This is a genomic window from Klebsiella sp. 28 (genome assembly GCF_018223905.1).
Classification (GTDB): domain Bacteria; phylum Pseudomonadota; class Gammaproteobacteria; order Enterobacterales; family Enterobacteriaceae; genus Klebsiella; species Klebsiella pneumoniae.
Genome location: NZ_JAGRQY010000181.1, coordinates 1 through 5,804 on the forward strand (window position 1 = coordinate 1; position 5,804 = coordinate 5,804).

Genomic DNA, 5,804 nt, shown 5'->3' on the forward strand with positions numbered 1-5,804 from the left:
GAATAAGCCCAGGGAAAACAGCCAGCCGATGATGACCGCCAGCGGCCCGGTCAGTTGTCTCGACAGCAAAAAGGCGGGTACGCCTTTGGCGATGGTCTCCGGTTTGGCCTCCTGCATCGAAAGGCCGACCGGCACGAAGTCGCAGCCGACCTGCACGTTGATGGCAAACAGCGCGGGCAGGGCGAAGGCCGGGGATATTGCGCCAGCGCCAATCTGGGTGCCAATCATCACGCCGATGACCTGCGAGATGGCCGCGCCCGGCCCGAGTACCGGGGAGAGGAACGGAATGCCGCAGATGAGCGACAGCAGCACCAGTCCCCACAGCGAGTTGGCCAGCGGCGTCATGGCATGGGCAATCAGGCTGCCGAGCGCGGTTTCCTGTACCAGGGCTATCAGCAGCGAGACAAAGGCCATAAACGGGATGACGTTGCGCAGCGACACGTCCACCGCTTCACGGCTGGCGGCGAACAGCAGGGCGATAACGTGGCCGACGGCGGTGCCGGTCTGCTCGACCATGCGCACCAGCTTCTCCGCGCCGCGAGGAGGTGGTGGTGTGGTGATAACCCGTAGTGCAGGCTCCGGTGTTATCTCAGGCTCGCTGTCCGGCGCTTCGGCGGTATCCACCAGAACCAGCTGTTCCATCGTGACGTCGGAGACGTAATTCTCTTCGGTAATAAAGTGCGCCAGCGGCCCGGCGCGCCAGGTGGGGAGCACGTTGATGGTCGGGATGCCCTTCTGCGGATACAGGCCGCAGCGCAGGGACCCGGCGCAGTTAATCACCACGCACAGGATGTCGTTATCCGGCGGAATGTCAGAGAAGCCGTTAACGATTTCCGATTCGGTGAGCGCGCCGATTTCTATCGCCACCGGATGAATCTCTCGTCCGGTCAGCGACAGCACCTTTTTGCCACTGGCAACGGGCAGCCACAGCCCTTTACCGTAGCCGCCGGGACCGGGCGGAATAAGCACCGTATTCATGGGCGTCCCTCCTCTATCACCAGATTACCGTGGAGGTCGCGCAGATTCGGTACCGGGCCGGAGAGATGAACCGTACCGGTGTGGCAGGGATTCAGGTCACCGTTGAACACCAGCGTCAGGTGGCCGAGCTCAAACAGCGCCTGTTGTGCCCCCTTGCCGACGGCAGTCACCAGATAGTCGTGTCCCGCCAGCATCAGGCGGTCGCCGGGGAGTATCATCAGGCTCTCTTCCCGGAACGACGGCTCCAGCGACAGCGAGTAATCGAGACAGTCCTTCGGCCCGTTGCTGTCGAAGGTGATGAGCATCTTGTCGGTCAGGCCGTCGGCGACAAACAGCCCGATGGCAGTAATACGCGCGCAGTAAATCATCATGGCACATTCCCCCGCTTGCTGAGCCGCAGGAACAGGTACTCGGTGATAATTCCGCGTATCAGGCCAATCAGCATGGCGGCAGCGATATAGCGCAGCGCCAGCGAGGTGACGGGCAGGCCGAGCGCCTTAACCCCGGCGGCGACGCCGAGCCAGACAAACAGCTCTGACGGCACCACGTGGGGAAACAGGCTGGTGAGGGGATGGGCTGTGGTGCCGAGCGCATCTTCATAGCCGGGCTTGCTCTTTTCGGGAAGAAGCTTGCCGAGGGTCAGCGCACCGGGGCTGCTCATAAAGAACCAGCCGAGCACCGGCAGCACGCCGTAGGTGAGGATGCGCGAGCGGCCGAGCAGGGCGGCGACTTTCTCCATTCTGATGGTGCCGACCAGCTTCATCAGGAAATTGATGGCCAGCAGCAGACAGATAAGCATCGGGATAAGCCCGGTCATCATGTCGAGAAAGATTTTGCCTGCGGCCTGGAACAGGTGGATAAAGCCTTCAGCCAGGGAGACCAGAAACATGGCGGCCTCCTGTACTGAGTGTGATGGTGTTGGGTTGTGGTTCGGTGTGCATAAACAACTCTCCTGTCAGGTATCGTTGGTTAATGCGTCCTGCCACTCACAGCGCGGGTCGTTATGTCCCGGAGTTGTCGGTTGTTGTCATCGGGTGAAGCGGTTTTCGGGGTTCACGTTTGTTACTGGAATTGAGGTAACGGCCGGGCCAGATTTCAGACGGATGCACGTCGAGCGCGATGGCAATCAGCCACTCGCCTTTCGGCCACGCGCGCGTCAGGGTATTCGACAGCGTTGACGAGGCCAGCCCCGCTTCCCGCGACAGTTTCGCCAGACTGGTGCCGCGCTTGTGTAAGGCTGCGATGATGTCGGCGGGGTGCCAGTCTTTGGTTGTTGACTTTTTCATCGGTTTTCTCTTTTTAACCGTGATAAATCACGCAATTCTTGAATATTGCTCTAAATGTAATCAAAATTCAAGTAATACATGAATAGGTAAGGGAATGCCTGAAGATGGTTGCTGCCCAGAAAGGGATAATTCCTGCATATTCAGGTGCAGGGTGGCAATCGTGATTGGTAAAAGATTAAAGATTTCAAGAGTCAGGGCTGATCTGACGCAAGCGGAACTGGGTGTACTCGCAGGGCTGGATGAAGAATCCGCAAGCGCGCGTATCAGTTCGTATGAAAAGGAAGTCCATGCACCCGATTTTAAGCTTGTCTGTAAGCTGGCGGCTGCGCTTGATGTACCGGAAGCGTATTTTTATGCTGTAGACGATGAGCTTGCAGAATTGATCCTTCAGTATCACCGTTTTAAGAAGAATAATCCGGGCCGTACATTACTGTTTTCACCAAATCCTTAAAGGGCAAGCCCGTTCCCCTTATTCTCCCCTCCTTTCAGCCTTTGCCTTTTCAGTCCCTTTTCGCCATTTTCATTCCTTCTGTTTTTGAGGTGGTACAGGTGGGACAAGTGGTACAACCGCGCCAGCCGTGGCTTTGCGCTGTACCACCTGAAAAATGCGAGTCGGAAAAGTGGGACAGATTCAGCAACGGCTGTCCCACCCTGTACCACTTTTTTTAAACCAAATTCTGTAATGTGGGACGCTGAAACCCGCGCCAGCTCTGCGTGTACCACTTGTCCCACCCTGTACCACCTTTTTTTAAGACACGCGAGACTGCACTCAGATACTGAGGATGCGGGAGGTAAGGCGGTAGACCCTGGCTTTGCCGATCTCCGGCAGGCGAACCTGCGACTGGTATTTCCCGTCGCTGCCGGGCAGCAGGCATTCCGCTTCCAGACATAATCTGGCCGCTCTGGCGGGGCTGAATCCCCGGCACATTTCCCGCCAGCCCTCCGGCAGGATGTGAAACAGTGTGTATTCTTCACCCGTCAGCGGATCTTTTTCCACCCGGCGAAAGCCCACCATATTCAGCGGGCGGTCCGGGCCGTCCCACGAGGCAAAACGGCTGTACTGGTGCGCGGTAATGAACCGCTTGATCTGCGCCAGCACGCCTTCATCCTCCTGGTTAGCAATATGGCCGCGCTCGTTCAGCCAGGCGTGCAGGCAGATCTGGACCGCCCCATATGCCGTGCCTTCCTGCCAGCCCGTGATACCCTGCAGCGTCGCCATCTCTCCGGCCACCGCCAGCAGCGCAAAACGGGCCACGATGCGCTGCACCTGGTTTCCGGCGTTCTCCGGCATCAGGGCAGTCTGGTAGCGGCGAAGTAACTCTCTTGCCAGCGTGGTGCTGGCGTCCTGGTCGTGGGTGAGGAAGGCCAGCCAGGCACGAAAGGCGGTGCCGTGGAAGCGGGCGACCCGGTCGCAGAGGGTATCGGCGAACTGCTGGCCGCTGGCAAAGCCGTGTAGCTGTTCAAACGCGCCATGATTCCCTGTATCGCTGGGGATTTGTACCATGCGCACGTCCATCCCGGCGTAGAGGCGCTCCCCGGCGCGTTCGGTGTGTTCCGCCAGCGACAGCTCTCCGGTGGAGAACAGCAGCAGCGTCCAGTGCCTGCGGTTGCGCACTTCGCCGTCAGTGCGGGCGCGCCCCTTGCCCTGGCCGTTCGCCAGCATATAGGCAATCATTCCGGCTTCCCGCGGGTCCACTTCGCGCAGTTCATCGAGCGGCAGCAGGGCATCGTTGTGGCGGCTGGCAATTCCCTCCAGCGCATTCCCGGTCGCCCGCCAGGAGTGCCAGTAATCCGTGCCGCCACAGACGGAAGCGGCCACCTTCATCACCGTGGTTTTACCGTCAGTGGACTCACCGCGTAGATGAAAACCTCCGCCACCCGTTCCGGTCAGGCGCAGCAGCGGGGCGGCCAGCGCACAGCAGACGGCAAAGACCAGCCGCGAGTTGCCTGCACAGAGTGCGGCGACCTGCCCCTGCCATTCTGCCAGCGTCCCTGCCTGCGCAAAGCCGCCGGTCAGGTAGTGGCTGCCCTGGAGAATGATGTTGTCGCCACCCGGACCAATAACTTCATCCGGCAGCACATACACGCCGTTGTGCCAGCCGGTTTTCTCCACGCAGGTGACCCGGCGTCCGGGGAGTGACCGCGAAATGTACTCACATAACAGGCTACGCAGGGCGGGGCGGGTGGAGATGTAGGTCAGGCCGTTTTCCAGCAGGATGCGCCGCAACTCCTCGCCGTTGCCGCTGAGCATTGCCATCGGCATGGCCCAGCGCCGCAACTGCCCGGTGGTGGTGTGCCATTCCAGCAGGCGTCCATAGCTGTCGTCATGGCTGTCGCAGGTGATGGCGGTGACGCGCAGAGGGGAACAGATGCGCTGGGGCTGGACGTCGCTTTCACCGTCGCGGCGTTCGGTGAGCTTGTCAAACCACAGTGCCTCCTCATCGAGGCGGAAGTGATCCGGCAGAATGTCGGAAGGCCTTTCCTGTCGCAGGCGTGCAAGCTGACCGCTCCAGTCCTCCAGCAACTCACCGTCAGGGCTCATCAGCCGGGCCATCTGCACACCCGCGTGCGCCAGTTTTACCGCAATTTTCAGCAACTCCTCTTCGCGGATATCGCCGGTGCGGAGTACCCGGACGTAGAGTGTGTCGGGTCTGATAATGGTCAGGTTATCCAGATCGGCCAGTTCATCCGGGCCGAGCACCACCGGGGGAACATCATCTTCCCGCTCGGGATCTTTTCGCCAGATGCGTGAGGTCTCCCATGCCAGACTTCCGGCAAGGATCACCACTTCGAGCGTGCGGTCCGGAGACTGCTTACAGAGAAAGGGGGCGCGTTTCATGATGGGGGATCAGTCGGCTCATCCCTGAGCGTGGATTAACGAATGGCGGCGCGGCGCTGTTGCCACTGGCGGATTTCAGCAGCATCGAAGACCACCAGTCGGGAAGAGAGGTGGACGGGGCGGGGAAAGTCGGTGTCTTTAATCAGGCGGTAAACCGACGATTCGCTCATCGCCAGAAACTGGACCACCTGCCGCATACGCACATTGCCGCTTTCGGGAAAAGCATCGTTATTGTCAGCACGGGTTTTCATGATTGCACCTCACGGGAACAGAGTGTCGGAGCGGTTATAGCGCGGAATGGGGAGCAAGGGGATAGGTCCGGGTGAAAAAGTTAAGTCCGGATAGAAATTAATAAGTCCTGAAAGAATTTCTTTACTACAAAAAATTATGATATCTGGTTAATTCATTGGAAATAAAGAGTTTTATTGGTTTTTGGCTCTGCAGGGATAAGAGATACTCATGTTTACGGATGGCAACGCACGACTACAAGCACTTCACAATGGTGGAATTACCACATAGGTACCCAAAAAATTAAGCGAAGATATTTTTAATTATGAAAGGTCCAATATATAAAATAACTATTTACCAACGACATTTTGAATTAATTTAAATATATTTCTATTGATATAAGTTCTCGTAGTTCTTAAAGTATTCTAAAATCATTGTGTTGTTATACATTCAATAACACGTTGTTTAATTTT

The 5,804-nt window shown here is 57.8% G+C and carries 7 protein-coding genes; 1 reads left to right on the forward strand and 6 read right to left on the reverse strand.

The genetic code is table 11. The features are described from left to right. The 4 genes from KHQ28_RS24700 to KHQ28_RS24715 form a co-directional block, all read right to left on the reverse strand. Positions 1 to 978: PTS glucitol/sorbitol transporter subunit IIB (locus KHQ28_RS24700; RefSeq protein ID WP_032418448.1), on the reverse strand; the 978-nt coding region annotated here is incomplete at its 3' end. Further along, positions 975 to 1,349, reverse strand: a complete 375-nt coding sequence (locus KHQ28_RS24705) for a PTS glucitol/sorbitol transporter subunit IIA (RefSeq protein ID WP_032418449.1) — start codon at positions 1,347 to 1,349, stop codon at positions 975 to 977. The genes KHQ28_RS24700 and KHQ28_RS24705, both read right to left, overlap by 4 nt. Next, on the reverse strand, positions 1,346 to 1,867 hold the full coding sequence (locus KHQ28_RS24710) for a PTS glucitol/sorbitol transporter subunit IIC (protein ID WP_032418451.1): 522 nt from the start codon (positions 1,865 to 1,867) through the stop codon (positions 1,346 to 1,348). Before KHQ28_RS24710 ends, KHQ28_RS24705 begins: the two co-directional genes overlap by 4 nt. Before the next feature lie 112 nt (positions 1,868 to 1,979). After that, complete coding sequence (locus tag KHQ28_RS24715; RefSeq protein ID WP_032418453.1) at positions 1,980 to 2,264, reverse strand: helix-turn-helix transcriptional regulator; 285 nt, start codon at positions 2,262 to 2,264, stop codon at positions 1,980 to 1,982. 94 nt (positions 2,265 to 2,358) lie between these two features. Between KHQ28_RS24715 and KHQ28_RS24720 the strand changes: the two genes are divergently transcribed. Continuing rightward, positions 2,359 to 2,715 (forward strand): helix-turn-helix domain-containing protein, encoded by a 357-nt coding sequence (locus KHQ28_RS24720; RefSeq protein WP_087757875.1) that lies wholly within the window; start codon positions 2,359 to 2,361, stop codon positions 2,713 to 2,715. 318 nt (positions 2,716 to 3,033) lie between these two features. On the opposite strand, the gene KHQ28_RS24725 is transcribed toward KHQ28_RS24720, so the two are convergent. Continuing rightward, positions 3,034 to 5,103 carry a DUF927 domain-containing protein gene (locus KHQ28_RS24725; protein WP_032418456.1) on the reverse strand — a complete coding sequence of 690 codons (2,070 nt, stop codon included), beginning with the start codon at positions 5,101 to 5,103 and terminating at the stop codon, positions 3,034 to 3,036. Positions 5,104 to 5,138: 35 nt separating this feature from the next. Beyond that, the gene (locus KHQ28_RS24730; RefSeq protein WP_032418458.1) at positions 5,139 to 5,354 is read right to left on the reverse strand and encodes an AlpA family transcriptional regulator; all 216 of its coding nucleotides are present in this window, start codon (positions 5,352 to 5,354) and stop codon (positions 5,139 to 5,141) included. Positions 5,355 to 5,804: the final 450 nt, after the last annotated feature.

What these genes read in the sequence shown, in the direction of transcription:
- KHQ28_RS24705 (WP_032418449.1), bottom strand. Translation starts at nt 1,349, where the DNA reads ATGATGATTTACTGCGCGCGTATTACTGCCATCGGGCTGTTTGTCGCC.
- KHQ28_RS24710 (WP_032418451.1), bottom strand. Translation starts at nt 1,867, where the DNA reads ATGTTTCTGGTCTCCCTGGCTGAAGGCTTTATCCACCTGTTCCAGGCC.
- KHQ28_RS24720 (WP_087757875.1), top strand. Translation starts at nt 2,359, where the DNA reads ATGCCTGAAGATGGTTGCTGCCCAGAAAGGGATAATTCCTGCATATTC.
- KHQ28_RS24725 (WP_032418456.1), bottom strand. Translation starts at nt 5,103, where the DNA reads ATGAAACGCGCCCCCTTTCTCTGTAAGCAGTCTCCGGACCGCACGCTC.
- KHQ28_RS24715 (WP_032418453.1), bottom strand. Translation starts at nt 2,264, where the DNA reads ATGAAAAAGTCAACAACCAAAGACTGGCACCCCGCCGACATCATCGCA.
- KHQ28_RS24730 (WP_032418458.1), bottom strand. Translation starts at nt 5,354, where the DNA reads ATGAAAACCCGTGCTGACAATAACGATGCTTTTCCCGAAAGCGGCAAT.